The sequence below is a fragment of the Burkholderia lata genome, from assembly GCF_902499025.1.
Lineage (GTDB): Bacteria > Pseudomonadota > Gammaproteobacteria > Burkholderiales > Burkholderiaceae > Burkholderia > Burkholderia lata_C.
This window is the reverse complement of sequence record NZ_CABVPW010000049.1, coordinates 14,289-40,025: the sequence shown is the minus strand read 5'-3', so window position 1 is coordinate 40,025 and position 25,737 is coordinate 14,289. Positions and strand designations below refer to the sequence as shown.

23 protein-coding genes are annotated in these 25,737 nt (G+C 68.0%); 8 read left to right on the top strand and 15 right to left on the bottom strand.

Annotation, left to right across the window (positions count from 1 at the left end; all coding sequences use genetic code 11):
- Positions 1 to 6: 6 nt before the first annotated feature.
- Both BDI24065_RS35225 and BDI24065_RS35220 read right to left on the bottom strand, forming a co-directional pair.
- Positions 7 to 1,347, bottom strand: coding sequence for an MFS transporter (locus BDI24065_RS35225; protein ID WP_175035050.1), 1,341 nt, complete (start codon positions 1,345 to 1,347; stop codon positions 7 to 9).
- A gap of 206 nt (positions 1,348 to 1,553) precedes the next feature.
- Positions 1,554 to 2,462: a LysR substrate-binding domain-containing protein gene (locus tag BDI24065_RS35220; RefSeq protein ID WP_254609924.1), complete on the bottom strand. Its 909-nt coding sequence runs from the start codon at positions 2,460 to 2,462 to the stop codon at positions 1,554 to 1,556.
- A gap of 106 nt (positions 2,463 to 2,568) precedes the next feature.
- On the opposite strand from BDI24065_RS35220, the gene BDI24065_RS35215 reads away from it, so the two are divergent.
- The 3 genes from BDI24065_RS35215 (at position 2,569) to BDI24065_RS35205 (ending at position 5,400) form a co-directional block, all read left to right on the top strand.
- On the top strand, positions 2,569 to 3,300 hold the full coding sequence (locus BDI24065_RS35215; protein WP_175035048.1) for a glutathione S-transferase family protein: 732 nt from the start codon (positions 2,569 to 2,571) through the stop codon (positions 3,298 to 3,300).
- 127 nt (positions 3,301 to 3,427) lie between these two features.
- Positions 3,428 to 4,051 carry a DUF2239 family protein gene (locus BDI24065_RS35210; protein WP_175035047.1) on the top strand — a complete coding sequence of 208 codons (624 nt, stop codon included), beginning with the start codon at positions 3,428 to 3,430 and terminating at the stop codon, positions 4,049 to 4,051.
- Positions 4,052 to 4,068: 17 nt separating this feature from the next.
- Entirely contained in the window at positions 4,069 to 5,400 is a 1,332-nt protein-coding gene (locus tag BDI24065_RS35205; protein ID WP_175035046.1) for a carotenoid oxygenase family protein, read from the top strand.
- A gap of 16 nt (positions 5,401 to 5,416) precedes the next feature.
- Here the strand turns inward: BDI24065_RS35205 and BDI24065_RS35200 are convergent, their stop codons facing one another.
- Genes BDI24065_RS35200 through BDI24065_RS35185 form a run of 4 tightly spaced genes read right to left on the bottom strand, consistent with a single transcriptional unit; the run spans position 5,417 to position 9,671 of the window.
- A complete protein-coding gene (locus BDI24065_RS35200) occupies positions 5,417 to 6,583 on the bottom strand; it encodes an ABC transporter permease (protein ID WP_175035045.1) in 1,167 nt (388 codons plus the stop codon).
- 3 nt (positions 6,584 to 6,586) lie between these two features.
- A complete protein-coding gene (locus tag BDI24065_RS35195) occupies positions 6,587 to 7,741 on the bottom strand; it encodes an ABC transporter permease (RefSeq protein ID WP_175035044.1) in 1,155 nt (384 codons plus the stop codon).
- A 21-nt stretch (positions 7,742 to 7,762) separates the two neighbouring features.
- Positions 7,763 to 8,461 carry an ABC transporter ATP-binding protein gene (locus BDI24065_RS35190; protein ID WP_175035043.1) on the bottom strand — a complete coding sequence of 233 codons (699 nt, stop codon included), beginning with the start codon at positions 8,459 to 8,461 and terminating at the stop codon, positions 7,763 to 7,765.
- Between the two features lie 7 nt (positions 8,462 to 8,468).
- Entirely contained in the window at positions 8,469 to 9,671 is a 1,203-nt protein-coding gene (locus BDI24065_RS35185; protein WP_175035042.1) for an efflux RND transporter periplasmic adaptor subunit, read from the bottom strand.
- Between the two features lie 360 nt (positions 9,672 to 10,031).
- Between BDI24065_RS35185 and BDI24065_RS35180 the strand changes: the two genes are divergently transcribed.
- Entirely contained in the window at positions 10,032 to 10,265 is a 234-nt protein-coding gene (locus tag BDI24065_RS35180) for a hypothetical protein (RefSeq protein ID WP_043185133.1), read from the top strand.
- A gap of 77 nt (positions 10,266 to 10,342) precedes the next feature.
- Here the strand turns inward: BDI24065_RS35180 and BDI24065_RS35175 are convergent, their stop codons facing one another.
- Positions 10,343 to 11,104, bottom strand: a complete 762-nt coding sequence (locus tag BDI24065_RS35175; protein WP_175035041.1) for a Mut7-C RNAse domain-containing protein — start codon at positions 11,102 to 11,104, stop codon at positions 10,343 to 10,345.
- Between BDI24065_RS35175 and BDI24065_RS35170 the strand changes: the two genes are divergently transcribed.
- Both BDI24065_RS35170 and BDI24065_RS35165 read left to right on the top strand, forming a co-directional pair.
- Entirely contained in the window at positions 11,024 to 12,070 is a 1,047-nt protein-coding gene (locus BDI24065_RS35170) for an NAD(P)-dependent oxidoreductase (RefSeq protein ID WP_368040802.1), read from the top strand. The genes BDI24065_RS35175 and BDI24065_RS35170 overlap by 81 nt on opposite strands.
- Positions 12,071 to 12,146: 76 nt before the next feature.
- Complete coding sequence (locus BDI24065_RS35165) at positions 12,147 to 12,788, top strand: LysE family translocator (RefSeq protein ID WP_175035040.1); 642 nt, start codon at positions 12,147 to 12,149, stop codon at positions 12,786 to 12,788.
- An 85-nt stretch (positions 12,789 to 12,873) separates the two neighbouring features.
- Here the strand turns inward: BDI24065_RS35165 and BDI24065_RS35160 are convergent, their stop codons facing one another.
- A complete protein-coding gene (locus BDI24065_RS35160) occupies positions 12,874 to 14,169 on the bottom strand; it encodes an MFS transporter (RefSeq protein ID WP_175035039.1) in 1,296 nt (431 codons plus the stop codon).
- Positions 14,170 to 14,266: 97 nt separating this feature from the next.
- Here BDI24065_RS35160 and BDI24065_RS35155 point away from each other — a divergent pair, with 97 nt between their 5' ends.
- Positions 14,267 to 15,196, top strand: a complete 930-nt coding sequence (locus BDI24065_RS35155; protein ID WP_175035038.1) for a LysR family transcriptional regulator — start codon at positions 14,267 to 14,269, stop codon at positions 15,194 to 15,196.
- Positions 15,197 to 15,380: 184 nt separating this feature from the next.
- On the opposite strand, the gene BDI24065_RS35150 is transcribed toward BDI24065_RS35155, so the two are convergent.
- The 7 genes from BDI24065_RS35150 to BDI24065_RS35120 all read right to left on the bottom strand — a co-directional run bounded on the left by BDI24065_RS35150 (position 15,381) and on the right by BDI24065_RS35120 (position 22,896).
- Complete coding sequence (locus tag BDI24065_RS35150; RefSeq protein WP_124606433.1) at positions 15,381 to 16,214, bottom strand: OmpW/AlkL family protein; 834 nt, start codon at positions 16,212 to 16,214, stop codon at positions 15,381 to 15,383.
- 18 nt (positions 16,215 to 16,232) lie between these two features.
- Complete coding sequence (locus BDI24065_RS35145) at positions 16,233 to 17,474, bottom strand: DUF2957 domain-containing protein (RefSeq protein ID WP_175035037.1); 1,242 nt, start codon at positions 17,472 to 17,474, stop codon at positions 16,233 to 16,235.
- A 137-nt stretch (positions 17,475 to 17,611) separates the two neighbouring features.
- Entirely contained in the window at positions 17,612 to 19,033 is a 1,422-nt protein-coding gene (locus tag BDI24065_RS35140; RefSeq protein WP_175035036.1) for a DUF2957 domain-containing protein, read from the bottom strand.
- Positions 19,034 to 19,468: 435 nt separating this feature from the next.
- A complete protein-coding gene (gene argC, locus BDI24065_RS35135; RefSeq protein ID WP_174973710.1) occupies positions 19,469 to 20,419 on the bottom strand; it encodes an N-acetyl-gamma-glutamyl-phosphate reductase in 951 nt (316 codons plus the stop codon).
- A gap of 154 nt (positions 20,420 to 20,573) precedes the next feature.
- Positions 20,574 to 21,146: a flavodoxin family protein gene (locus BDI24065_RS35130; protein ID WP_175035035.1), complete on the bottom strand. Its 573-nt coding sequence runs from the start codon at positions 21,144 to 21,146 to the stop codon at positions 20,574 to 20,576.
- Positions 21,147 to 21,375: 229 nt separating this feature from the next.
- Entirely contained in the window at positions 21,376 to 21,969 is a 594-nt protein-coding gene (locus BDI24065_RS35125) for a YbhB/YbcL family Raf kinase inhibitor-like protein (protein ID WP_175035034.1), read from the bottom strand.
- A gap of 240 nt (positions 21,970 to 22,209) precedes the next feature.
- On the bottom strand, positions 22,210 to 22,896 hold the full coding sequence (locus tag BDI24065_RS35120) for an orotate phosphoribosyltransferase (protein ID WP_059232636.1): 687 nt from the start codon (positions 22,894 to 22,896) through the stop codon (positions 22,210 to 22,212).
- Between the two features lie 460 nt (positions 22,897 to 23,356).
- On the opposite strand from BDI24065_RS35120, the gene BDI24065_RS35115 reads away from it, so the two are divergent.
- Positions 23,357 to 25,627, top strand: a complete 2,271-nt coding sequence (locus BDI24065_RS35115) for an NADP-dependent malic enzyme (RefSeq protein WP_175035033.1) — start codon at positions 23,357 to 23,359, stop codon at positions 25,625 to 25,627.
- Positions 25,628 to 25,737: the final 110 nt, after the last annotated feature.

The following is a 25,737-nucleotide window of genomic DNA, read 5'->3' as shown; positions in this document are numbered from 1 at the left end:
CGCCGTTCATTGAAGCTCGACGCGGCGGATCTCGCCGACGACGAACAGGTAGCAGATCACGGCAACGAGCGCGTGCGCGACGACATAGACCAGCGCGCCGTTGAACGATCCGCTGCGGTCGACGATGTAGCCGATCGCGATCGGCGTCGTGATGCTGGAGAGGTTGCCGCACGTGTTGAGCAGCGCACCGCTCAAGCCTGCGATCTGGCGCGGCGCGGTGTCGGCGTTGACGGCCCAGCCGAGTGCGCCGAGCCCCTTGCCGAAGAACGACAGCGCCATGAACAGCACGACGAGCACATGCGAATCGGTGTAGTTGCAGACGATCATCGACATCGACAGCAGCATGCCGAACACGATCGGCACCTTGCGCGCGACCGACAGCGAGCGGCCCTGCTTGAGCAACCCGTCGGACACGACGCCGCCGAGAATCCCGCCGAGGAACCCGCACACGGCGGGGATCGACGCGACGAGCCCCGCGTTGAGGATCGACATCCCGCGCGCCTGCACGAGATAGACGGGAAACCACGTGATGAAGAAATAGGTGAGCGCGTTGATGCAGTACTGCGCGACGTACACGCCGATCAGCATCCGGCTCTTCAGCAGCGCTTTCACGTGGCGCATCGACGGGCCGCCGTCGCGGCTGCCGGTCGCCTGGTCGATGTTGACGAGCGCGCCGCCTTCGGCAAGGTAGTCGAGTTCCGCGCGATTGATGTTCGGGTGGTCCTTCGGGTCGTACATCGTGCGGTTCCACACCAGGACGAGCGCGAAGCCGAGCACGCCCATCACCGCGAACACCGACTGCCAGCCGAACGAATGGACGAGCCACCCCATCAGCGGCGCGAACACGACAGTCGCCGCGTACTGCGCGGCATTGAAGATCGCGGATGCGGTGCCGCGTTCGGCGGCCGGGAACCACGCGGACACGATCCGGCTGTTGGCCGGGAACGACGGCGCCTCGGCGGCGCCGACCAGGAAGCGCAGCCCGAACAGCAGCGCGAACGCGGCCGCGCCGCCGAAGAAGCCGATCGAGCCCTGCAGCAGCGTGAACAGCGACCAGAAGAAAATGCTGAACGCATAGACGAGGCGCGACCCGTAGCGGTCGAGCAGCCAGCCGCCCGGCAATTGCGCGACCACGTACGACCAGCCGAACGCGGAGAAGATGAAGCCGATCTGCACGTGGCTCAGGTGCAGCACACGGGCGAGGCTCGGGCCCGCGATCGCGATCGCCGCGCGATCCGCGTAGTTGATCGTCGTGACCGCGAACAGGACGGCCAGCACCAGCCAGCGCACGCGGGTGCGCCGGGCCGTTGCCGACGCGGACGCCGGCAGCGCTTGAAGCGGATTCATGACTGTCTCCTCCGAAGGGCGGAAGGTGCCGTCGTGCGGCAGGCGCGTCGGTGCGCGCCATTCGTGTGGGTGCTGCCGGCCGGAGGCCGGACGCCGCTGCCTGAGGGCAGGGCGTCCGGGCCATTCTGTCATGTCGAAATTTGCGCCTTCATGCCAATTGCTGACTTGATCGATTCACGATTTGAATCGATCGATCAGGCGATCGCTCAGGCGCGTGCGTCGTCCGCAGCGGTGCCGTGATGGCGTGCCACGTGCTGCGCGAGAAACTCGACGGCGGCACGCACGCCGGGCAACTGGCCGCGCCGGTGCGGCATCAGCAGCGTCGTCGTGACGGTGCCGGCGCGCCAGCCGGGCAACACGCGCACGAGGGCACCGGACGCGAGCGCGGCGCCGGCGATCCAGTCGGGCAGGCACGCGATGCCGAGGCCGGCCGTCGCCGCCTGCAGCAGCAGCGTCGATTCGTCGGCCTGCAGGCGCAGGCGCGGCGCCACGTCGACGGTGTCTGCGCCGCGTTGCAGCCGCCACGGCTGCTGGCCCGGTTGCAGCCCGTCATGTTGCACGAGATCGGCCGGCGCGTCCGGCGTGCCGGCACGCGCGAGATAGGCCGGTGACGCGACGGCGACGATCGGCGATGCCGCGAGCGGCCGTTGCACCAGCGCGGAATCGGGCAGCGGCGCGAAATGGCTGCGCACCGCGATGTCGAAGCCTTCCTGCGCGATGTCGACGAGACGGTCGCTCGCATGAATCTGCAGCAGCAGCTTCGGGTGTGCGATCGCCAGCGCCGGCAGGCACGGGGCGAGGATGTGCTGCGCGACCGGCACCGAGCTCGTGATCCGCACGATGCCGGCCGGCTCGGCGGCTTGCCGCAGCACCGCGTCGCGCGCGCTTTCGGCCTCGATCACGGCCGCGCGCGCATGTTCGAAGAATTCGGTGCCGACCGGCGTGAGCCGGAAGCTGCGCGACGTGCGATGCACGAGCCGCGCGCCGAGCGTGCGCTCGAGCTCGGCAACGCGTTTGCTGACCGTCGATTTCGGCAGGTCGAGCCGGCGCGCGGCGGCCGACATGCTGCCGGCGTCGACCGCCTGCACGAACAGGTAGAGATCGTTCAGATTCACTTCCAGCGTCCACAAGGAGAAACGACGGGTTTCGATTTTAGCGGCTACTGCGTCATCGTTCGTCGTGGGAGCATGACCACTCGTTCAACTCCTGCGGAACCTCCCGATGTCTCCCATTCTTCTCTACGGCATTCCCGCCGGCTGCTCGTTCGGCTCGATCGTTGCGCTCGAATGGACCGGCCGCCCGTACCGGCTGTCGCGCATCGCGATGCCGGGCGCCGTGACGAGCGACGCGTTCCTCGCACTGAATCCCGTCGCCGAGACGCCGGCGTTCGTGACCGCGAACGGCGACGTGCTGACCGAAAGCCTTGCGATCCTTGGCCACATCGGCGCGCAGGCGCTCGACAGCGGCCTTGCGTTCCGCCAGGGCAGCGCGGATTTTGACCGGCTGAACCGGATGCTGGCGTGGCTGAACACGACGTTCTTCAACGCGTTCGGTGCGCTCTGGTACGTGTACGAACACGACACCGAAGGCGCCGAGAAAGCGGCGTTGCAGGCATACGGTCGCGGCAAGGTGCTGAAGGCGCACCGGCAGCTCGAGGCAATGCTCGAGCGCGGTGAAGGCCCGTGGCTGCTGGGCGCACGGCGCACGCTGGCCGATGCGTACTTCGCCGGGATCGCGCGCTGGGCCGACTATCACGCGGTGTTCGAGCCCGACGCGTTTCCGCGCATTGCCGCCCTGCGTGCGCGGCTCGCGGACGATGCAGGCGTGCAGTTCGCGCATGCGATCGAGGAAAACCTGCCGCTGCCGGCGTCGTCGGCGTTCGAAGGACACGTGTCGCTCGACGACGCGCTGGCAAGCGCACGCGACATCGCGATTCCGGCCAGGGCGATCTGACCGGCGTCGTGATCGCCCGAAGGGATGGAACGCGCTGACGTTGTTTTTTTACCCGGATAATATTGACATCCAATTTATACCCGGATAAAAATAGCGACATTCCGATTCCAGCCTGCGGGCGACCACGATGACCACCACCCTGATTCCCTCCTACACGGCTTTCGACGGCCACCGGCGGCTAGCGTCGGGTTCGCTCGCGACCGTCGCTCTCGCGGTCCGGCAGGCCGCCGGCGATGCGATGTCCGCCACGATCCTGATCTTCGACGACGCGACCGGCCGCTCGATCGACCTCGACCTGCGCGGCACGGCGGACGAGATCCGCGCGCGCTATGCGCCGCCGCAGGGCGATGCAGTCGGTGCCGCCGGCGAGCCGGCCGGTGCAGGCGAACAGCGCGGCCGCGGCCGGCCGAAGCTCGGCGTCGTGTCGCGCGAGGTCACGCTGCTGCCGCGTCACTGGGAATGGCTCGCCACGCAGCCGGGCGGTGCGTCGGTCGCGTTGCGCAAGCTCGTCGAGGACGCACGGCGCACGCATGCGGCGGCCGATCGTCTCCGCGACGCGCAGGCGCGCGCATACCACTTCATGTCGGCGATGGCGGGCGACCTGCCCGGTTTCGAGGAGGCCGCGCGCGCGCTGTATGCAAACGATCTGGCGCGGCTCACCGAGCTGATCGCCGGCTGGCCGGACGATGTGCGCGACCACGCGCTCGCGCTGGCGCGCGGCGAGCTGCCGCCGTCCACCGAAGACTGCTGAAAGGAGCATTCGACGCAATGACCGTATTCGATCTGAACCAGGGCGCGATCGCGCCGGTCGCCGACGAGGTCGATCTCGTCGACCTGCGCGTGACCGGTGCCATCCCGCGCGAACTCGACGGCACGTTGCTGCGCAACGGCCCGAATCCGCCGGGTGGCCGCTTCGAAGGGAACGACGTGCTGTCGTGGTGGCCGGAAGCGGCGATGCTGCATGCGATCGCGTTCGAAGGCGGCCGCGCGACCGGCTACCGGAACCGCTGGGCGCGCACGCAGCGCTGGGCCGCCGTGCATGCGCCAGAAGGGGCATCGCATCTGCCCGACACCAACCCGAACGTGAGCGTGCTGCAGCATGCCGGTGAATTGCTCGCGCTGGCGGAAGGCGGCGCGCCGTTCGCGATCACGGCGGGGCTCGATTCGCTCGGCGTGCCGGCGCGGCACGCGGGCTTCGGCGGCGGGATGACCGCACATCCGAAGGTCGATCCGGTCACGGGCGAGCTGATCGCGTTTCGCGCGGACTGGCGCGCGCCGTGGCTGCGCTATGGCGTGGCCGACGCGCAGGGCGTGCAGCGCGTCGATATCGAGATCGACCTGAGCGCGCCGTCGATGATGCACGACCTCGCGATTACCGAAACCCGCAGCCTGCTGCTCGACCTGAACGTCGGCTACGACTTTTCGCTGCTGAAGCAGGGCTACCGGATGCCGCTGCGCTGGCACGACGACCGGCCCGCGCGCATCGGCGTGCTCCCGCGCCACGGCGGCGCGGTGCGCTGGTTCGGCGTCGAACCGTGTTTCATCCTGCACGTCGTGAACGCGTACGACTGCGATGCGTCGTGCATCGTGCTCGATGCGGTGCGCTATCCGTCGTTCCTGCGGCTCGATGCGGGCACGGGCCGCTTCGCCGACAACCCGGTCGGCGAGCTGTGGCGCTACGTGATCGACACGGCGAACGGGCTGGTCGACGAAGGGCCGCTGGCCGACGGCGGCATCGAGTTGCCGCGCATCAACGAAAGCCGGACCGGGCGCAGCTATCGCTATCTGTACGCCATGGAGCAGCCGAACAACGCGGAAATGCGCGGCGTGATGCGCTTCGATCACGTGAGCGGCACGACCACGCGCTACGCGGTGCCGCCCGGCGACCAGAACAGCGAGCCGGTGTTCGTGCCGTGCCCGGGCGGCGTCGACGAGGACGACGGCTGGCTGCTGGTGATCGTCTACCGTGCGGCAACGGATACGAGCGACGTCGTGATCCTCGATGCGCGCGCGATCGACGCGGGGCCGGTCGCGACCGTGCACCTGCCGCGTCGCGTGCCGGCCGGGTTCCACGGCGCGTGGGTGCCGCGCGAGCGTTGAGCGGCGGGGCGGCGCGTCACTGCGCGCGCAGCGCGTCGACGATCTTCAGCCGCGCGGCGCGCATCGCCGGCAGGAAGCCGCCGACGAGCCCCATCACCAGCGAGAACAGCAGCGTCTTCACGACGATCGCGGGCGTCAGCACGAAGCGGAACGACAGGTCCGAGAAGGTCTGGAAGTTGGTCGTCGAGAACGATGCGAACTGCATCAACGACGCGCATGCGAGCCCCGCGACACCGCCGACGAAGCCGAGCAGCAGCGCTTCCAGCAGGAACGCGGCGAGCACGTTCATGCGCTTGAAGCCGAGCGCACGCAGCGTGCCGATCTCGGCGACGCGGTTCGCGACCGACGCATACATCGTGATCATCGCGCCGATCATCGCGGCAATCGAGAAGATCGTCGACAGCGTGATGCCGAGGATGTTGATGAACTTCGACAGCGCCTTCGACTGGTCGCCGTAGAAGGTCTGTTCGCGTTTCGCCTCGTCGGTGAGGCGCGGGTCGACGTCGATGTCGGCCTTGAAGCGCGCGAAGCCGTCGGCGCTCGGGATGCGCAGCACCATCGACGAATAGCTGGTGCGCCGAAACGACTGCATCAGCTGGTCGACGGCGCCCCAGATCTCCGAATCGAAGCCGCTGCCGCCCGCGTCGAAGATGCCGACGATGGTCCAGTCGCGCTGCGCGAAATGCAGGCTGTCGCCGAGCTGCGTGCCGCTGAACCCTTTCGCGATCGCGCTGCCGACGATGATTTCCGACGAGCCGGGCGTGAACAGGCGGCCGGCCGTGAGCTTCACGTGCGGGCGCAGCGCGAGGCCGGCCGACGACACGCCGCGGATCACGACGTTCGACGGCTTGCCGGTCGACGTCTTCACCAGCGAGATCAGCACGACCGCTTCCTTCGATACGAGCGGCCGGCCGTCGGGGCCGAGCGCGACGGCCGGGTGCATCTCGAGCGCGTTGGCCTGCTGGTGGTCGATCGAACTCTGGATTTCCGTCTCGGCACCCTTGCGGATCACCACCGCGTTGTCGGGTTCGCCGGTCGACACGAGCGTCTTCGTGAGCCCCGCGTCGAGCATCTGCACCGTCGCGAACACGAAGATCACGAGCGCCATCCCGCCGGCGGTCAGCGCGGTGGTGAGCCGCCGGGTCCACAGGTTGCGCGCGATGTAGTTGAGCGGGATCGCCATGGTCTAGCCGATCGCCCGCAGGCCTTCGACGACCCGCACGCGCGCCGCCTGCCACGCCGGCACGATCGCCGCCGCAAAGCCGACCGCGACCGAGCACGCGGCCTGCAGCGCGACCGTCTCGGTCGACACCTTGAACACCGGGAAGATGCCGCCGGCCGCCTGCTTGAACAGGCTCGCGGCGGGCGGTGTCGCGAGGATCCCGAGCCCGCCGCCGGCTACCGCGATCACGGCCGATTCGCCGAACACGATCAGCGCGAGGAAGCCGGGTCCGAAGCCGAGCGCCTTCAGCGTCGCATATTCGGCCGTGCGTTCGCGCGCGCTCATCGCCATCGCGTTGGCCATCACGGCCATGATGATCAGGATCACGACGTACGACACGAGACGGATCGCCGCGATGATCTGGTTCGACATCGCGACGAAGCCGAGCTGGAATGCCTGCTCGGTCTCGGTCAGCGTTTCGGCGAGCGAGTTCTTGAACACCGCGTCGACGTTGCGCGCGATCGACGCGCCGTCGTCGGGGTTCGCGACGCCGAGCACGAATACGCCGACCTGGTCGGCCTGCTTCGGCGTGCGCTGGCGCACCGTCTCGTTCAGGTAGTCCCAGTGGAACACCAGCTGGCGCGTGATCGTCGAGTCGTCACGGCCGTCGAAGATCCCGCGCACGACGAAATCCCATGTGCCCGGGTAGATCGTGCCCTTCAGCGGGATCACGTCGCCGATCTTGAAGCCGAACTGCGTCGCGAGCTGGCGCCCGACCAGGCAGCCGCGCCGGTCGCGGTTGTAGTCGGCGCGCTGCTGGTCCGGGACGATGTATTCCGGGTACAGGTCGAGATAGTTGTCCGACACCGCGAAGCTCGCGAAGAAATTCTTCGGGTCGCGATAGATGCCGCCGAACCAGTTCGAGCGGACCACGGCCGTCACGCCGTCGACGCCGCGAATCCGGTTCTCGTAGCTCACGGGCAGCGGAAACACGAGCGAGATCGCGTTGCGCGTGACGAGCCGCCCGCTGGATGCGGCGGCCGCGCCCGCGTACCACGCGTCGACCACCGTGTGCAGCAGCCCGAACGCCAGCACCGCGATGGTCAGCCCGAGCACCGTCAGCAGCGTGCGCAGCCGGTGCCGCAGCGCATTGCGCGCGATCAGCTTCAGCACGAACATCGCGCGCGCTCCCGCAGCCGGTCAGCCGGCGTGCCCATCGATCAGCTCCCCTTTTTCCAGATGCACGAGCGAGCGCGCAGCGCCGGCCGCGTGCGCGTCGTGGGTCACCATGATGATCGTCTTGCCGAGCTCGGCGTTCATCCGCTGCAGCATCGCGAGCACGTCGGTGGCCGACGTGCGGTCGAGGTCGCCGGTCGGCTCGTCGGCGACGATCAGCACCGGATCGGTGATCAGTGCGCGCGCGATCGCGACGCGCTGCTGCTGGCCGCCCGACAGCTCGGACGGGTAATGGCTCGTCCGGTCGCCGAGGTTCACCATGTCGAGCACGAGCTCGACGCGCTCGCGCCGCTCGCGGCGCGACAGGTGCGTAAGCATCAGCGGCAGCTCGACGTTCTCGAACGCGGTGAGCACCGGCATCAGGTTGTAGAACTGGAAGATGAAGCCGACGTTCGCCGCGCGCCATTCGGCCAGTTGCGCCTCCGCGAGCATCGAGATGTCGAGCCCGCCCACGCGCAGCTCGCCGCTGTCGGGCCGGTCGATGCCGGCCACCAGGTTCAGCAGCGTGCTCTTGCCGGAGCCGGACGGCCCCATCAGCGCGACGAAGTCGCCTTCGCCGATGTCGAGCGTGATGTCGGTCAGCACGGGCACGATCTGGTTGCCGCGCCGGTACGACTTCGCGACGTGGCTGATCTCGACGAGGGGCGCCGGAGTGTCGTTCACGCGTGCGCTACTTCTTCGCGACGGTCACTTTCGCGCCGTCCTTCAGCTTCGGGTCCGGCGCGAGCACGACCGTGTCGCCGGGCTTCACGCCGCGGATCGCGACGAGTTCGCCGATCCGCTCGCCCCGCGTCACGGGCACGGCACGCACGGCGTCGTCCTTCACGACGAACACGACCGGCCGGCCGTCGCGCCCGACGACCGCGCTCGCCTGCACGGCCGTCACGGGCTGCCGGTCCTGCGCCGACACGGGCTTCGACAGGAACGCGATCTTCGCGCTCATGTCGGGCAGCACGCGGTCGTCGCGGTCGACGAAGCGCACCTTCACGAGCACGGTGGCCTTCGAGCGGTCGACGGTCGGCACGATGCGCGACACGCGGCCCGCGAAGCGCATGTCGGGCAGCGCGTCGAGCTGGATCTCGCACGGCTGCTCGGCGCGGATCTTCGCGATGTTCGATTCGGCGACGTCGGCCTCGACCTCGAGCGTGTCCATGTCGGCGATCGTCACGACGGCGCCCTTGCTGTCCGACGCGGACGAGAACGGCGTGATGTTGTCGCCGACGTTCGCGTGCTTCGCGAGCACGATGCCGTCGAACGGGGCGCGGATCACCGTCTGGTCGACCGCGACCTGCGCGGCCTGCGCGTTGGCCTCGGCGGACGCGATGGCAGCCTGGTCACTGTTGAGCGACGCGCGTGCCTTGTTCACGCGGGCCGTGTCGGTGTCGAGCTGCGCGGCCGGCACGGCGCCCCTCGGCGCGAGCACCGAGGTGCGGCGCAGCGCGATTTCGGCGTCCTTCAGTTCGGCCTGCTCGACGCCGAGGTTGGCACGGGCGACCTTCACCTGCGCGAGCGCCTGCGCCAGCGAGGCCTCGACGTCGCGGCTTTCGAGGCGCGCGATGATCTCGTCCTTCTTCACGCGCGTGCCTTCGAGCACGCCGAGCCATTCGACGCGCCCCTGGCCCTTCGACGAGACCGCGGCTTTTCGCTGCGGCACGACGTAGCCGGTCGCATTGAGCTGCGTGTCGTTCTGGTACGGGTAGGCGGACGTGACGGCGGTGGTTTCGACGGCCGGCCGGCCGGTCAGCGCGAGGCCGGCGGCGATCGCGACGATGACGACCGCGGCGGCAACCGCATAGCGGAGCCATCGGCGGCGGGGCGCCGGTGCGAGCGGACGCCGGTCGATCTTCAGTTTGTCCAGATTGTGATCGGGCAATTTGAGCGCCTCGAGACGGCGGCGGTCTGGCGACCGGCCGCGATCCGGTTTCCGGGGAAAGGGACGGATGGACGCCAGTATAAGCGTCGTCCCGATGCCGCGCGAGCCGGTTTGCAGCGCCGCCGTGGCGGTGGCCGGAAGGGGCGCCGACACCGGAATACACGTGTTCCCCCGGGGAAACCCGAGGGACGCAAGCAACGTGTCAACTTGCCGCGAACGCGGTGCGTTATGGAACCAGTGCGTCAGGTTTTGTCGCGACGGAACGGCGAAAGCCGGCCTCGCGGCCTGGGGCTCCGATGCGAATGCCTCGCATCTTTACTTACCGGTACGTTTGATTTTTTCTCCGCTAAAGGAAGAACAATGAAGAAGACGCTCGCTTCGATCATCGCCGCAGCATTCGCACTCGCATCGGTTTCGGCATTCGCGCAGGCGTCCGCGCCGGCAGCCGACACGTCGGCAGCCGCTCCGGCACCGGCCAAGAAGGATCACAGCAAGCCGAAGCACCAGCTGAAGCACCACGGTTCGGCCAAGGGCAAGGCGAAGGCCGCAGCCGCTTCGGCAGCCGGCACGAACGACGCAGGCGCAGCAAACTAAGCGCTTCGCCCGGGGCCGGCACCGCCGGCCGCCAGTCGCGAGACCCCGCATGTTCACGCATGCGGGGTTTTGTCTTTTCAGGCGTCGTGTTCGCCGGGCAATACCGGCGGCGGCGCGCGCATCGCGTCGACCACCGTGCGCATGCGCCGCCAGTGCGAGCCTTCCCAGAACACGCGCCGGCACACGTCGCACGCGGCGAAGCGCCGGTGCCGCTGCCGGACGCCGGCCGGCACGCGCGGCGCGGCAGCGGCCGCGTCGAGCGGATGCAGCGGCGCATTGCAGCGCAGGCACAGCCGGAACGGCCGCATGTGCGGCGCGAGATCGAGCCGCTCGAACAGCTCGCGCAACTGGTCGGCCGGCTGCAGCGCGTGCAGGTAGCAGCCGCGCTCGACCGCGCGCCGCTTGAGCAGCTCGCGGTCGCGGGTCAGCACGATTCGGCCCTCTCGCGCGGCGAGCGCCGCGAGCTCGTCGTCGCGGTAGTGGTTGTCGTAGCAGGTGTCGAAGCCCGCGAGGCGCAGCAGTTGCGCGAGGCCGCCGAGATGCGCGTCGGCGACGAAGCGCCATTGCGCCGGTGGCGGTGTGGCGGCGCCGTTCGCCGCAGATTGCGCGCGCTCCGGAAAGGCTTCGACCCGGTCGCCGTCGTCAAGCGGCCGGTCGAGCGCGGCCGGCGCGTCGTTCACGCAGAGCCGGCCGATTTCGGTATGCGGGACGCCGAGCGCCTCGATCGCGTGCTTCACCGTCGCGTCGCGCGCGCACGCATGCCCGAACGCGCGGCCGCGCTGCGCGCGCGGGAGAAAGGCGTTCAGTTCGTCGTGGAAGCGGAAGGTCACGGTCGCCATGCGCGCAGTATGGCACCGCGCATGGCTGGCCGCGTGCCCTGCAGATGCCACGCATCTGTGTTTAACTCCCCGCTTCACGGAGCGAAGGAGCGGGAAATGGATCTCGGATTTATCGGGCTGGGTGAAATGGGGCAGGCAATCGCGACGAACCTGCTGAAGGCCGGTCACACGGTGCGGGTCTGGAACCGGTCGCGCGAGCGCGCCGAGCCGCTCGCCGCGGTCGGCGCACAGATCGTCGACACGCCGGCCGACGCGTTTCGCGGCGACGCGGTGTTCTCGATGCTGGCCGACGACGCCGCGGCGCGCGCGATCTTCGACGACGCGCTGCTCGCCCAGGCGCCGCGCGGCCTGATCCACGTGAACATGGCGACGGTGTCGGTCGCGCTGGCCGAATCGCTCGCGCACGCGCATGCATCGCGCGGCATTCATTACGTCGCCGCGCCGGTGATGGGGCGGCCCGACGTCGCGGCGGCCGCGCGCCTGACGATCATGGCGGGCGGCCCGGCCGAGGCGATCGACCGCGTGCAGCCGCTGTTCGACGCGATCGGCCAGAAGACCTGGCGGTTCGGTTCGCTGCCGCAGCACGCGAACGTCGCGAAGATCGCCGCGAACTTCACGCTCGCGTCGGCGATCGAGACGCTCGGCGAGGCCTCTGCATTGCTCGGCGCGCATGGCGTCGCGATGCGCGACTTCCTCGACGTGATTACCGGCAGCGTGTTTCCGGGCCCGGTCTACGAAGGCTACGGCTCGATGATCGCCGAGCGGCGCTACGAGCCCGCGCGCTTCAAGGCGCGCCTCGGGCTGAAGGACGTTCGCCTCGCGCTGGAAGCCGGCGACGCCGTGTCGGTGCCGCTGCCGGTGGCGAGCGTCGTGCGCGACAACCTGCTGGATGCGCTTGCGCACGGCGGCGGCGAGCAGGATTTCGCGGTGCTCGGCGAAGTCGCGCTGCGCCGCGCGGGCCGCTGAGCCGTCGCGCGACAGAAGTCCGGCGCACCGGCATAATCGACGTTTCGTTTTCCCTTACATCCAGGCAGAGGCGGGCATGAACTTGCATACGTGGTGGCTTTTCGTGGCGACGGTGTTCGTCGTGTCGGCGATTCCGGGCCCGAACATGCTGCTGGTGATGACGCACGGCGCGCGGCACGGGCTGCGGCGTTCGACGTGGACGATGGCCGGCTGCCTCACTGCGCTGGTGCTGATGCTGTCGGTGTCAGCGGCGGGCCTCGGTGCGGTGTTCGAGGCGTGGCCCGCGATGTTCAACACGTTGCGCTTCGCGGGCGCGGCCTACCTGATCTACCTCGGCGTAAAGGCGTGGCGTGCACGTGTCGATGACGAGAAACCCGGCGCGGACGTCGAAACCGTGTCGCGCCAGGCTGCGCCGGCATCGCGCGGGACGCTGTTCCGCAACGGCTTCCTGGTCGCGGGCAGCAACCCGAAGGCGATCCTGTTCGCGGCCGCGCTGCTGCCGCAGTTCATCAATGCGGCCGAGCCGACGCTGCCGCAGTTCGGCGTCCTCGTCGTCACGTTCGCGGTGATCGAGGTGAGCTGGTATCTCGTCTACGCGTCGTTCGGCACGCGCATCGGTGCGACGCTGAAGAGCCAGAGCGTGGCGAAGATCTTCAACCGGCTGACGGGCGGGCTGTTCGTCGGCTTCGGCGCGATGATGGCGCTGGTCCGTCACTGATTTCGAACTGACGCCGGTGCGCCGAACGCCCCGACCCTCGCGAGAGGGCGGGGCGTTCGGCTTTTGGGGCCGGTGTCACGCCCGCTTATGCACGCGGGCGCGTCAACGCCGCTGCGCCGGCCCCGCGTCCGGCCGAGAGCCCGAAGACGGTGGCCGCACCGGCGAACGCGAACCCGACGCCGCACACCGCGCTCCACCCGCCCCAGGCCCACGCGCTGCCTGCGAGCACCGCGCCGAGCGCGCCGCCGATGAAGAACAGCCCGACGAACAGCCCGTTCAGGCGGCCGCGCGCAGCCGGGTTCAGCAGGTTGATCTCGCGGCGGCCGATCGTCTGGTCGACGATGACACCCGCGTCGAGCAGCGCCGCACCGCCGGCCAGCAACGCGAGCGCGAGGCCGCGATGCGCGTGTGCGTCGAAGCCGAACCAGCCGGCGCCCGCGATCCCGAGCACGACGAGCGCCGCGAGCATCGTCACGTGCGCGATCCGCTGCGCGGCCGGGCCGTGGCCGCGGTCACCGGCGCGGCCCGCGAGCGGCGTGACGATCGCGCCGCTGGCGCCGGCGAACGCGAACAGCGCGATGCCGTGCAGGTCGAGACCGAACGGCGGCTGCGCGAGCCGCAGCCCGACCGCGGTCCAGAATGCGCTGAACGCGGCCATCGCGAGCGCGGCCGACAGCGCATGCCGGCGCAGCACCGGCTCGTCGGCGAGCAGGCGTCCCATCGACGCGAGCAGCGTGCGGTAGCCGGCCGTGATCGACGGCGTGCGCGACGGCAGGCGCAGTGCGAGCACGACGGCGATCGCGGCGTTCGCGAGCGCGGCCAGCACGTAGAACCCGCGCCAGCCGGCCGAGCCCGCGATCAGGCTCGCGAGCGGCCGCGACAGCAGGATGCCGAGCATCAGCCCGCTCATCACGTTGCCGACCGCGCGGCCGCGCTGCGCCTCGGGCGCCATCGACGCGGCCATCGGCACGAGCATCTGGATCACGCTCGACGCGGCGCCGGCCACGAGCGTCGCCAGCAGGAAGACGGTGCCCGACCGCGTGAACGCGGGCAGTGCGAGCGCGGCCGCGCATGCGGCCAGCGTCGCGACGATCAGGCGGCGGTTCTCGAGGAGGTCGACGAGCGGGACGAGCAGCACGAGCCCGGCTGCATAGCCGAGCTGCGGCAGCATCGCGACGAGGCCGGCAAGGCCGCGCGGCAGGTGCAGGTCGGCACTGATCGGGCCCGTCAGCGGTTGCGCGGCGAACAGGTCCATCACGATCACGCCGACCGTCGCGGCGAAGAACAGCGTCATGCCCGCGCTCAGCGCGGGCGGCGTGCCGGCCGGCGCGCCGACGGGCGGGCGAACGGCGGTGGGGCAAGGATTGGCAGGGCAGTTCATCGGAAGCCTGGCGAGTGGGTCGAAGGAGTACCCATCGTAGGTGCCTGATGTTTATGCGACAATTGAAATATCTCTAACATGATTATGCGAGTTTGTTTTGAATACGCGTGATCTCCAGGCATTCGTCGCGGTGGTCGACAGCGGGTCGATGGTGGCCGCGGCCGCGAAGCTCCACCTGACGCAGCCGGGCCTGACGCGGCGCGTGCAGAACCTCGAAACGCTGCTCGGCATGCCGCTGCTCGAACGGCAAAGCAAGCCGCTGAAGCCGACCGCCGCCGGGCGCGACGTCTATGCGCTCGCGCGCAACGTGCTGCTCGCGGTCGACGAGCTGATGGCGGCGGGCGCGCCGGACAGCGAGCCGTCGGGCGAACTGCGCATCGGCGTGCCGCCGTTTCTGTCCGAGCTGGCGCTCGAGCAGCCGATCGACCGGCTGCGCGTCGCGTTTCCGCGCCTCACACTGCGCGTGACGGCCGGCTGGTCGCCGGCGCTGCTGCAAGGCATCGAGCGCGGCACGCTCGACGTCGCGGCCGTGATGGTGCCGGCCAGTGCGGCGCTGCCCGACACGATCACGGCGACGCTGCTCGGCACGCAGCCGACGGTGCTCGTCGCCGCGCGCGACTACCCGCTGCCGGACGGTCCGCTGTCGATCGACATGCTGTCGGGTTTTCCGTGGGTGCTGAGCCAGGACGGCTGCGGGATGCGTTCGGCGCTGAGCCGCACGCTCGGCGCGGCCGGGCTGCCGTTCGACGTGGCGGTCGAGGCATTCGGCTCGGAGCTGCAGCTGTCGCTCGTCGCGCGCGGCGCCGGCATTGGCATCGCGGCACCGAATGCGCTGGCGCGCAGCGCGCATCGCGATGCGCTGAGGGTGGTGGAAACGGTGGGGCTGGAGACGCGGATCAACGTGTGGATCGTGCACGGCGCGCTGCCGGGCCGGCTGGTGCGGCCTGTCGCGCTGCTGCGCGATGCGCTGGGCGAAGTGCTCGACCGGGAAAACAGGGTGGGGTCAGATGCAGTGAAGGCGGTCTAGAGGCGACATTCGAGGGAAAATCCTTATTTTCTCTACGGAAATGTTGCATTGCGGAAACCGATTCGCTATAGTTGCACCTGTCTCCTCCATGTCTCCTCTGATATGGATTCAGCCCGCCTCTTAGGCGGGCTTTTTTTTGCCTGCGATTTTGTCGCGGCCTTCCATTCGCCGTCCGTCGCTGCGCTCAGAACTTGTACGTCATCCCGACGTAGCTGATGATCGGGTCGGCCTTCAGGTCCGATTTCGACTCCGAGAGCACCGTGCCGTCGGCCGCCTTGATCGTCACCGTCGACGTCGTCTTCAGCGGGATGTACGTCACCGACGCGATCAGCCCGAAATGCTCGGTCATGTTGTACTGCAGGCCCGCGTTGAACACCGGCTGCCATGACGACGACGCCTTCGCTTCCACCGATGTCGTACCCGGCTTGCCCGCGCCCGCCGCGAGAATCGCGCCGAGGTTGTCCTGCGTCTGCTTGATGAAGTTCGTGTTGAGCTGCAGGTCGCTGAACCAGTTGTATGACACGCCGAGGCCGAGGAACGGCCGGAACTTCGCGGTGGCCTGCCCGAAGTAGTACTGCAGCAGCACCGCCGGGCTCCACTGCCGCACGCTCTTCACGATCGGGTTGACCGACGCCAGCCCGATGTTCTGCGTGCCGAGCGCGCCGGCAGGGCCGGGCGGCTTGATCGTGCCCTGGCCCGACACCTTGAACACCGGCGGCACGCCGGCCACCGACGTCACCGCGATGTGGTCGGTCAGGAAGTGGCTGACCGTCAGGCCGACCGTGTCGGCGCCGCTCGTGCGCAGCCCGGTGCCCGGCGACGTGAACGACGGCGGCAGCCGCAGCGGCGTGTTGATCGGCGTCGGCGCGACGTTGGTCGTCATCGGCGTGCTGCTCTGCTGCGGCATCACGTGGAACCAGCCCAGCGTGACGACGTTGCTGCCGGCGCTCTGCGCGTGCGCCGCGAGCGGCGCCAGCGCGGCGGCGCCGGCCGCTGCACAGAGAAGGGTTTTCTTCATCACGGCTTCCCCCTCCGCTTACTGGACGAATGCGCCGATCGTGAAATACGGCGTCGATCCGGCGTTGTCGAGGAAACCGAACACGCCACCCGTGAAGATGAACTTGCCGGTCGGCGTCGAGCTGCTGGCGCCCGTGTGGATCGTCGTGACCGTGCCCGGCACCTTCTGCGTGTAGTCGAGGTCGAGCGCGGTCGCGAGCGACGCCTGCGACGCGTTGAACGGATCGAGCAGCGTCGCCTGGTTGTTCGTCAGCGCGGTGGTGCGGTAGTCGAACTGGCTGTCGACGCCGATGTACTCGCCGTTCTGCGAGCCGACCGCGATCGTCGTCTGCGGCGCGAGGATCGAGATGCTCGATTCGTCGTCGGCGGTGAGGCCCGGCACGCCGTTGCTGTCGGGCGTCGGGTTCGGGTTCGCGACGCCCGTGCGCACGAGGATCGGCACCAGCTGGTTGCGCAGCTTGCCGACGATCATGAAGCCCTTGCCCTGCGGCGTCGCCGACAGCGTCGGCTTCAACTGGCTCGCGTAGTTGTTCGACTGGAATGCGCCGCTACCGTCCGCCGACTGCACGAAGTTCGAGCCTTGCTGCGTGCACGCGCCGCCGGCGAACTGGCCGGTCGTGTCGCACTTGGTCCAGCTGCCGTCGGCGTTGATCGTCACCTTCGCGTCGATCGACGCCGGCGCGAAGTTCTGCGACGGCACTTCACCGAAGCCCACGTGACTGTATGTGCCCGCAACCTTCGTGATGTCGGTCTCGATCGACGAGAAGCCGATGAACGGGTAGTACGGGAATTTCGTGTCGGGCACCGCGGCCTGGCCGAGCACGCCGTTGAACTGGATTTCCTTGCCGGGAATCGTGCCGCCCGCGACGCCCATCCCGACGAAGATGCGCGCCGGGCGCGACGGATCGAGGCTCGCGCCGTTCAGGCGGAATGCGCACTGGTTCAGCTTGTTGGTCGGCAGCAGTGTTTCCTGCGTGAGCGTGCCGCTATCGACGGTGCCTGCACGGGTCGGCACGACGGTGCCGGTCGTTTGCGGCACCGGCGATTCGACATAGGTCACCTGCCAGGTCATCTTGGTCGTGTCGAGCTGGACCTTCGCGAGTTCGCCGCTGCCCGCGCCACCCGTAAACACGGTGGTGTAGTCGAGCGAGGCAGGACAGAGCCGGTCTTCGACGAGCGGGGGCGGATTGTCGTCGCCGCCGCCGCAGGCAGAAAGAAGGGGGGCGGCAAGGGCCGCCGCCAGAATGAGGTTGCGCTTCATGTTGCTCCTCCAGATTTGTCTTGTGTGGCGGCCAGCTCCCTGTCGGCCGCTTCTGTTGGTTGTGCTCGTCCTGCCTGCGCCGTGCCGCGCGCTTGCGTCACGCGACGGCGGTCAGCCCGCCGTCGCGTCCTCGTCCGCTACTTGCTGATCTGCGCGCCCACGCCGAAGTACGGTGTCGACGACGTGGTCGAATTCGCCGACGTCGACGTGACGCCGCCGTTCACCGTGCCCTGGATCAGCGCCGCATACAGCCCGCCCGTCGCGATCACCACGCCCGATGCGGACGGGTAGCTCGCGCCGCTCGGCGGCGTCGTCGTCGCGTTCAGCAGGCCCGGCGTCGTCTGGCCGTAGTCGAGCGTGACGCCGTCTTCCTCGGCCTGCGTACTCGGATTGATGAACGACGCGTTGCTGCCGCGGATCAGGGCTGCCGTGTACTTGAAGTTCGAGTCCGCGCCCGCGTAGCCGCCGTCGATCGCGCCCGACGTGATTGCCGTCGCCGCGCCGAGCACCGCGATGCCCGATTCGTCGTCGACCTGCGCGTCGGTGTGCAGCGGCGGCGTGCCGAGGTTCACGTTGCCCGTGCGCACGATCACCGGCACCGTCGCGCCGTTGAGCTGGCCGATCACCATGTGCGCGGTCGCCGACTTGCCGGTCGCGCCGACGATCGGCAGCGACGTTTGCGGCAGCGTCTGCGGCGCCTTCGTGCTGTCGAAGTAGCCGCCGTTCGCGGCGTTCACGGTCCACGGGTTGCCGGTCGTCTGGCAGCCGCCCGAACTGGTCGACGTGCACGCGCCGTTCGCGTCGAACGTCTCGCTCGAGTTCGAACCCTTCGTCGCGTAGTTGCCCGACGGCACGAGGTGGTAGATCAGCGCGTTGTACGTGCCCGGCAGCTTCGAGATATCCGTCGTCGTGCTCGCGAAGCCGAGGAACGGATAGAAATCGAAGTGACGGTTCGGCACCTGGCCGACGTTTTGCACGAGGCCCGGGATGATCGTCAGCCCGTCGTACTGGATCGTCGCACCCGGAATGCCGCCGCCCGCGACGCCCATGCCGACCAGCAGCATCGGCGGGTTCGCCTGGTTGAAGTCGGCGGCCGTCGAGTACGCGGCACCGCTCGGCGCCTTGCCCGTGCCCGGTGTCAGGATGAACGCGCAGCGCGTCTGCTCGGCGGTCGGCAGCACGCCGGCCGGCGGGTGCATGACCGCGCCGGTGATCGTCGTGCCGGCGCGGCTCGGCGTGACCGTGCCGGTCGCGAGCGGAATCGGCGATTCGAGCCACTTGAGCGTGTAGGTCATCGCCACGGCGTCGATGTTGACGCTGACGATCTCGCCGCTACCGGCACCGCCGAGGTACGTGCTCTTCACGATGTCGGCGTTGGCCGGGCACAGCGAACCGTTGACGGGCTGTGACGGCGGCGGCCCTTGCGTGCCGCAGCTCGATCCGGAACATTGGGGCGTATTGATCGGCGCGGGCGCGCCGCCGTCCCCCCCACCACAGGCAACCAGGAAAGGGGCAATGGCAAAGGCCGTTGCCACCCCCTTCGATAAGGCGTGCGACATGCCGCTGTCTCCAATCGTTTAATTGTGCGAGCTAATGTCGCCGCCTTGATTTTTGCTGTCAATTGATGAACCCGTCTAAAAAAGGCGATTGAAACGGGTATCGTGTTTTGAATCCTTGTCCGGCACGGCATTCGGTAAGAATTAAAACGTGCGACGCGCTGCCGGAAGCGGCCGGAGTGGGGAATGTGCGACGCCGGACAGGCCGGCGGAGAGCCTTCCTGCGTATAATGGCAGCGTTTAAAGCGGCGGTATCCGGTTTATCCCTATTCGGGATTGACTGGATAAAGAGGGGGTGGAATTAATTCACTGGTAATCGCGCAATCGAAAGCTTGTAAATATTTGTAAATGCGCGATCCGGAATTTTTTATATATTGCCTGATACGAGTAAATAAAAAGCCGGCCAGTGGCCGGCTTTGCATTGCATGCGATGCTGAATCAGCGTTTGAGACCTGCGTCCTCGGCTGCGCCGATGCTCAGGTTCATGCACTGGATCGCGGCGCCCGATGCGCCCTTGCCGAGGTTGTCGAGGCGCGCGACCGTGACGAAGCGCTCTTCGTTGCCGAACACGAACAGGTCGACACGGTTCGTGTCGTTGTTCGCCTGCACGTCGAAGAAGCCGCCGTCGAGGTTCGCGTCCGCATCGAACGGCGCGACGCGCACGAACGCTTCGTCCGCGTAGTACTCGGCGAACACGCGCTGCACGTCCTGCGGCGTCGTGCGCTTCGCGAGCTGGTCGGGCGTGAAGTAGGTCGTCACTGCGAGACCCTTCAGGAACGGGCCGACGATCGGCGTGAAGATCGGCGGGTTCGCGAGGCCCGTGTGCGCGGCCATTTCCGGCAGGTGCTTGTGCGTGAGGCCGAGCGCGTACGGGCGCGGGCTCGCGAGCTTGCCGCCCGGCGCGGCGTTTTCGTAGTCGGCGATCATCGACTTGCCGCCGCCGCTGTAGCCGGTGATCGAGTAGCTGTGCGCGGCGAACGTCGGCGCGACGATGCCCGCATCGACGAGCGGACGCATCGCGAGCACGAAGGCCGATGCGTGGCAGCCCGGCACGGCGATGCGCTTCGACGTGCGAATCTTCTCGCGCTGTGCGCGGGTCAGTTCCGGCAGGCCGTACGCCCAGTCGGCGCTGGTGCGGAACGCGGTGCTCGCGTCGATCAGCGTCGTGTTCGGGTTCTCGACGAGCGAGGCCGATTCGCGCGATGCAACGTCCGGCAGGCACAGGAACGTGACGTCCGACGCGTTGATCAGGCGGCGGCGCTCTTCGACATCCTTGCGCTTCGCTTCATCGATGCGCAGGATCTCGATGTCGCTGCGCGCCGACAGGTATTCGAAGATCTTGAGGCCGGTCGTGCCTTCCTGGCCGTCGACAAAAACTTTGGTGCTCATTTCGCTCTCACTGAATGAAACGGGGGCCCGCGCCCTGAAACCGCCATTTTAAGACGTCATCCGGCGGGCCTGCACCGCGCGGGGCGAAAAAAAGACGGCCGGCGGGCCGTCTTGTGTCCCTTTGGCGCCCGCCGGAGCGGGCGCCAGGGCGTGCTCAGCTGCGGCCGGCGACCCAGCGGGCGGTCGCTTCGGCGACCCGTCGGCCGAATGCCTTCCCGGTCTCGAGGTCGCCCGGCAGCGGGCCCTCGTCGGGCGTCGAATCTGCCGGCGACTGCGCGAGCAGGCCCGTCGAGCCGCCGAGGTAGTTGATGTCGTTGCGCGTGGCCGCCTTCGAGTTGGCCGGCATCAGGCTCGTGCCGACCCACACCATCCCATGCTGCATCGACAGCGTGACGAAATATTGAATCGTCGAGAACTTGTCGCCGTTCATCGTCGCGGAGTTCGTGAAGCCGGCAGCGATCTTGTCCTTCCATTTCTGCGTGAACCACGCTTTCGACGTCGCATCGGCAAACTGCTTGAACTGCGCCGACGGGCCGCCCATGTAGGTCGGCGCGCCGAAGACGATCGCGTCGGCCGCATCGAGTGCGGCCCAGCCCGCGTCGTCGACGTCGCCGACGGCGAGCAGGCGCACGGTCGCGCCGGCGTCCTGCGCGCCTGCATGCACGGCCTCGGCCAGTTTCTGCGTGTGACCGTAGCCGCTGTGATAGACGATGACGATGTTCGACATGAAGCGTTCTCCGGAAAGGAACGGGAACGGCGGACCGCAGGCTCGCCGCGTCACGCGTCGCCGATGGGCGGCGCGACGGATGCGCGGCGTGGCGCCGCGACCGGTGACGACGAGTCTAGCAAGCCGAAATGACGGGAAAACGCGCGGGTGAGGCAATCGCAATGTCGCGGCGGCAGGCAATTGCGATGCGGCGGCGCGGCGGCGCGCAATGCACGACGCCCGACGCTCGCTATTGCCCGTAGTTGACCGTGAGTTGCGCGGTGCCGATCGTCAGCGTGCCGATCTCGTGCTCGAACATCGGCGCGGGGCGGCCCTGCGCGACGCGCAGGTCGTCGCCTTTCAGCGCGTAGACGGTGATCACGTAGCGGTGCGGCTTGCCGGGCGGCGGGCACGGGCCGCCGTAGCCGTCGATCCCGAAGTCGTTGCGCGCCTCGCTCGCGCCGATACGCCGCAGGAAGCCGGATGCGCTCGCGTCGGCGGGCAGGCTCGTGACCGTCGACGGAATGCCCGCCACGGCCCAGTGCCACCAGCCGTGCCCCGGCGCATCGGGATCGAAGATCGTGACCGCGTAGCCGCGTGTGCCGGGCGGCGGGTTGTGCCAGGTGAGCTGCGGCGAGTGGTTGCCGCCCTTGCAGTCGCCGCGGTCGAACACGTTCGTGGCGCGGACGCGCCCGCCCGGCGTCAGGTCGTCGCTCGTCACGGTGAACGGGCCTTCCGCGTGCGCGGGCAGGGCAGTGAGGACGACGGCGTAAAGGAGGGCGGCGAGGAACGGCGACGGGCAACCCGATGGCGCAGGCGGAGTGATCCGGCGATCCACACGCATATGGCGCTTCTCCCGTCACGTGGGCCGGACCGATGCGTCCGGCGTTGTTGGCGTAGTGCGTTGCCTGCGCAGCTGATGGCAGCGATGGATCAAGTCTAGCATTAGGGTTCGATGAGCGATGCACGCCGCGACCCGTGGTCGCGATCGTTTCCTGCGCGAATCGACGGACGAAAAAAAGCCGCCCGCGATGAAGCGGGCGGCTTTTTGAGTCAGAACGCCGGCCAGCGGGCCGGCGCGGCGTCAGTCCTTCGGGGACGTCGCGCCGCCGTGCGCAGCCGACCACTCGGCCGGTGCGTGCAGGAATTTCTCGACTTCGTCGAGCGTCTTCGTCTCGAAGTAACCCGATGCCTTCGCGACGCGCAGCACATCCCACCACGTGGCGAGCGCGTGCAGGTCGACGTCGATGTCCTTCAGGACCGACACGCTTTCCTTGAAGATGTCGTAGTGGAACAGCACGAAGCAGTGGTTCACCGTCGCGCCCGCGGTGCGCAGCGCGTTGACGAAGTTGATCTTGCTGCGGCTGTCGGTCGTCAGGTCTTCCACCAGCAGCACGCGCGAGCCTTCTTCCAGATGGCCTTCGATCTGCGCGTTGCGGCCGAAACCCTTCGGCTTTTTGCGCACGTACTGCATCGGCACCATCATCCGGTCTGCGATCCATGCCGCGAACGGGATACCGGCCGTTTCGCCGCCCGCCACCGCGTCGATCTGCTCGAAGCCGATGTCGCGCGTGATCGTCGTTTCAGCCATTTCCATCAGCGCGCGGCGCACGCGCGGATACGAAATCAGCTTGCGGCAGTCGATATAGACGGGGCTTGCCCAGCCGGACGTGAAGATGAACGGTTTTTCTGCGTTGAAGTGCACTGCCTGTACTTCGAGCAGGATTTTGGCGGTCGTATCCGAGATCGACTGACGATCGTAGCCTGTCATGGGCATTCCTTGGGTGATGAGCGAAGAGCGGGCGCGGGCCCGGTGGCGCAGCAAGGGGAACCTGCCCAGGGGGCCGGGGCGCGATCGGAGGGCCAATCGCATCGCTGCGCGCGTAGCCCGCTATTTTACCCGATTCAGGCCGGTTTTCGGCGGAATTCACGCGGGTTCGCCGCGCGGCTCACCACTGGCGAAACAAGCGGGGCCGGATCGATTGCGCGCTGATGCGGAGGATGCGGCGCTGCACCAACATGCGTCATTTAGGGGGTGTACACTAGGCGACCCTTAGAAATCGTTCAGTACTTTGTACTTTCCTCTTGCCACCCGCCAAGGTTCGATGGCGTGCCGACCCGGCGCGCCGCGTGCCGTCTCGCAGTCGATCACCCCCTCGATTCAAGCAGACGCGGCCGAAGGTGCAGCGTACTGAACCGTCAATATTTCGCATGTCTCTCGCAGGTCAATCATGGACGAACAACTGAAGCAGGCCGCACTCGCTTATCACCTGAACCCGAAACCCGGCAAGATTTCGGTCACCCCGACCAAGCCGCTGTCGAACCAGCTGGATCTGTCGCTCGCGTATTCGCCGGGCGTCGCCGCTGCGTGCGAAGCGATCCACGCCGATCCGCTCGACGCGCAGAAGTACACGTCGCGCGGCAACCTCGTCGGCGTCATCACGAACGGCACCGCCGTGCTCGGCCTCGGCAACATCGGCCCGCTCGCCGCGAAGCCGGTGATGGAAGGCAAGGGGTGTCTCTTCAAGAAATTCGCGGGCATCGACGTGTTCGACATCGAACTGTCGGAGTCCGACCCCGACAAGCTCGTCGAGGCGATCGCGATGCTCGAGCCGACGCTCGGCGGCATCAACCTCGAGGACATCAAGGCGCCGGAATGCTTCTACATCGAGCAGAAGCTGCGCGAGCGCATGAAGATTCCGGTCTTCCACGATGACCAGCACGGCACCGCGATCATCGCGTCGGCCGCGATCCTGAACGGCCTGAAGGTCGTCGGCAAGAAGCTGTCCGAAGTGAAGCTCGTGTGCTCGGGCGCCGGTGCAGCGGCCATCGCCTGTCTGGACCTGCTGGTGAACCTCGGCCTGACGAAGTCGAACATCCTCGTCGCCGATTCGAAGGGCGTGATCTACGAAGGGCGCGGCAACCTCGACCCGTCGAAGCAGCGCTATGCGGCGACCACTGACGCACGCACGCTCGCCGACGCGATCGTCGGCGCCGACGTCTTCCTCGGCTGCTCGAGCGCGGGCGTGCTGAAGCAGGACATGGTCAAGACGATGGGCGACCGCCCGCTGATCCTGGCGCTCGCGAACCCGGAACCGGAAATCCGCCCGGAAGACGCGAAGGCCGTGCGCCCGGACGCGATCGTCGCGACCGGCCGTTCGGACTACCCGAACCAGGTCAACAACGTACTGTGCTTCCCGTTCATCTTCCGCGGCGCGCTCGACGTCGGCGCGACGACGATCACGGAGGAAATGAAGCTCGCATGCGTGCGCGCGATCGCCGAGCTGGCACAGGAAACCGACCAGAGCGAAGAAGTCGCGAAGGCGTATGAAGGCCATTCGCTCGAATTCGGGCCGGACTACCTGATTCCGAAACCGTTCGACCCGCGCCTGATCATCAAGATCGCGCCGGCCGTCGCGCAAGCCGCGATGGATTCGGGCGTCGCCACCCGTCCGATCCAGGACATGGACGCGTACCGCGAGCAGCTCGGCGCGACCGTCTACCGCACCGGCATGGTGATGCGCCCGGTGTTCGCGACGGCGAAGCAGAAGCAGGCCCGCATCGTGTTCGCCGAGGGCGAAGACGAGCGCGTGCTGCGCGCCGCACAGTTCGTGCTGCAGGAAAAGATCGCGAAGCCGATCCTCGTCGGCCGTCCGTCGGTCATCGACATGCGCCTCGCGAAGATCGGCTCGAAGCTGAAGGCCGGCACCGATTTCGAAATCGTCGATCCGGAAGACGATGCGCGCTACCACCGCTACTGGCAGGCTTATCAGGAGATCGGCGCGCGCGACGGCGTGACGCCGGAAGTCGCGAAGGCCGCGATGCGCAAGTTCAACACGCTGATCGGCGCGATGCTCGTGCACCTGGGCGACGCGGACGGGATGATCTGCGGGATGATCGACACGTTCCACAGCCACCTGAAGTTCATCGAGCAGGTGCTGGGCCGCGCGAAGGGCGCCGAGCACTTCGCGGCAATGAACCTGCTGATGCTGCCGGGCCGCAACCTGTTCGTGTGCGATACGTACGTGAACGAGTTGCCGAGCGCCGAACAGCTCGCCGACATGACGATCCAGGCCGCGGCCGAGATCGAGCGCTTCGGCATTGCGCCGAAGGCTGCGCTGCTGTCGAACTCGAACTTCGGCAGCGCGCCGTCGGCGTCGTCGCGCCGGATGGGCGAGGCCCGCAAGCTGATCGTCGAACGTGCCCCGAACCTGGAAGTCGACGGCGAAATGCACGGCGACGCGGCGCTGTCGGAAATGATCCGCAAGCAGGCATTCCCCGGCACGACGCTGTCGGGCGAAGCGAACCTGCTGATCATGCCGAACGTCGAAGCGGCGAACATCGCGTACAACCTGCTGAAGATGGTCGGCGGCGAAGGCGTGACGGTCGGCCCGTTCCTGCTCGGCGCAGCGAAGCCGGCTCACATCCTGACGCCGGCTGCGACCGTGCGCCGGATCATCAACATGACGGCGGTTGCCGCCGCGAACGTGAACACGAAGTAAGTCCACGCCCGCGTGTGCCGCGCTTCATGCGCGGCGTAATGAAAAACGCCACGGAACCTGCGTTCCGTGGCGTTTTTTTATCGTGAAGCGACGTGAGCCGGTAGGCGTTC